Raw genomic sequence first — 1,694 nt, 5'->3', positions numbered from 1 at the left:
TGGATAACGGTCGACACCGTACCGTCAGAAACGCGCCATCATCCCATCAAGTTTCACGGCACGGACGATGGCCGCTATATCATCCGTGAAGCGAACAACCCGAAAGGCCGAGTCGATAGGCTGTATCCCGAAGGGACGAAAGCACAGGTGTGGTGGGATGTCTTCACGCATCAAGGCGAGAACAAAGGGTGGACGCTTGAAACCGAAGTGGCACTGCCTGGTAAACCTGCAGGTCCACACTTTGCCTGCCCAGCATCAGAGGTGGCCGATAAGATTTACATCGACTTCAAACACCCTGACGGCCTTGGATACGTGAACAAGAACGGTGACACCAACGCGCTCACTGTCGAGGCCATGATTGAATGGCGCGGAGAGGGAGAAACCGAGTGGAACCAAGTCAAGTACGAGCGCCGAGACGGCACTCGCGATCAGCTTGCGGAAACTATCGAAATTGACTTAGGTCGTGAAGTTCGCCCTGAAGTACGCGTGTATCGCATCACCAACGACAATAAAGACCTCAAGTATTTGGATCGCATCGAGTACCGCCGATTGAAAGCGCGACTTGATAGCAACACCAAGTATGACGACTTCACCACCATCGCGTTCAAAATCCGTGGCAGTAACTCGCTCTCACGTAGCGCGGAGAATAAGCTGGGCGTGGTGCCAACCCGTAAACTGCAAATTCCAGATGGGTTAGGAGGTTGGACGCAAGAGCTTTACCCGACCCGAGACATAGCACCGGCTATCCGCTACATCATTCTTGATAGTGGATTGAGTGATGTTCACATCGGTCATTACGAGCTGTTGCGTTTGCATGAGGTGTGGAAAGCCAGAGGGGATACGTTCGACGCAGTATTCACCGACAGCAGCACCTTGTTCGAGGTATTGAAGAAAGTCTTGCTCGTCGGTTATTCCGAGCCAACGCTCAAATACGGTCAAATCATTCCAGTTCGGGATGAGCCAAGAACCACTTTTGATTTTCAGTACCAACCGGACAACATGCTCGGTAAAGGCTTGGAGCGCTCAGGCAGCTTTATCCGCGAAGAAGAGCCCGACGGTGTGGAGGTGGAATACTTCTCCACTCTGACATGGAAACCGGAAACCATAATGTGCTTGCTGCCTAGTGACCTCGGCATCAAGCCGGAGAAAGTCAGAGCGTTTGGAGTGACCGACCCAACTAAAGCGTGGCAATTTGGTATGCGAGTGCGACGTAAGAAGCGCTACCGACGCTTTCAGTATTCATTCCAAACTGAGATGGATGCCTTTAGCTCTAACTATCTCGATTACGTTGCTTTGGGTGACGATGTGCCAGGTTACGCGCAAAGCGGCAGATTGGAAGGGTTTAGCATTCAGAACGGCAAGACGCACCTATGGCTAGACTTGCCACTGGAATGGGAAAGCGGCGTGCATCACATCACCGTCCGAAAACCCGATGGTAGGGCATCAGGGCCGCATGTTTGCACTAAAGGGAGTCATCCTAACGAAGTCATCATCACCAGTAACTTGGGCTTTACGCCTTCACTAGACGGCGAAATGGAACCACCATTGTGGCTGTTTGGGCCTGCGGATAAGTGGTGTTATCCAGCGCTCATTAATGATGTGACGCCACAAGGCACTGAGAAGTGCAGCGTTAAGGCGGTGAACTATGATGTGCGCGTGTATGAGGATGATGAAAACGAACCCGACGAACAGGG

General features: G+C 52.1%; 1 protein-coding gene. It reads left to right on the top strand.

Annotated features, from left to right (window positions below; all coding sequences use genetic code 11):
- A partial coding sequence (locus R7Q11_RS24655; protein ID WP_263857190.1) for a host specificity factor TipJ family phage tail protein occupies positions 1 to 1,694 on the top strand: 1,694 nt, incomplete at both ends.

The organism is Vibrio sp. 970 (assembly GCF_033339075.1).
Note: the sequence above shows the minus strand (reverse complement) of the source record. Positions and strands in the feature narration are given on the sequence as shown.